Annotated in this window: 1 protein-coding gene; it reads right to left on the reverse strand. The window is 66.8% G+C overall.

Translation table 11 applies throughout. The features are described 5' to 3' along the window. On the reverse strand, positions 1–578 hold a 578-nt coding region (locus OM076_RS44560), incomplete at its 5' end, for an ArsR/SmtB family transcription factor (RefSeq protein ID WP_270046771.1).

The following is a 578-nucleotide window of genomic DNA, read 5'->3' on the forward strand; positions in this document are numbered from 1 at the left end:
TTAGTTCTCGGCGCGCTTGAAGTGCAACAGGCCGAGCTCGGTCGGAAAGACCTCGCCCGTGGCGCCCTCGTTGCGACGGGCCGAGCTCTCCGAAGCGATCGCCAACGCCTGATCGAGCGTCTTGGCCAGCAGCTTGTTGAGCTTCTTCCAGCCCTTCTCGTCCAGCTCCAGCGGCGTGCGCGTGAGCACGACCTCCGGATCCTCCAGCTTGCCGGCATCCGCCGCCACGGCGAGATCGCCCACCAGCTCGGTGATCGTCTCCCCCGTCAGCTCCCGCCGCAGGCCCGAGGGCAACGTGCGCCACTGGCCCTCGTCGAGATTCGGGCGAGCCGTCGCCTTATAAAAGTGCTGCAACGCGCCACGGCGCGGCTCCGTCCGGACAAGCTCGACACAGTCATAGTCGCGCAACATCCGTACGTGATAGGAGACAACGCCCAGCGGAGCACCCAGCTCCACGGCGAGATCACCCGGGCTCGCGACACGCTCGCCGAGACGCTGCAAGATGCGAGCGCGCAGCGGATGCGCCAAGGCCTTGGCAATCCGAGCCTCCGAGGTCTCCCCCGAAGGACGATGTCCAT

The organism is Solirubrobacter ginsenosidimutans (assembly GCF_027587205.1).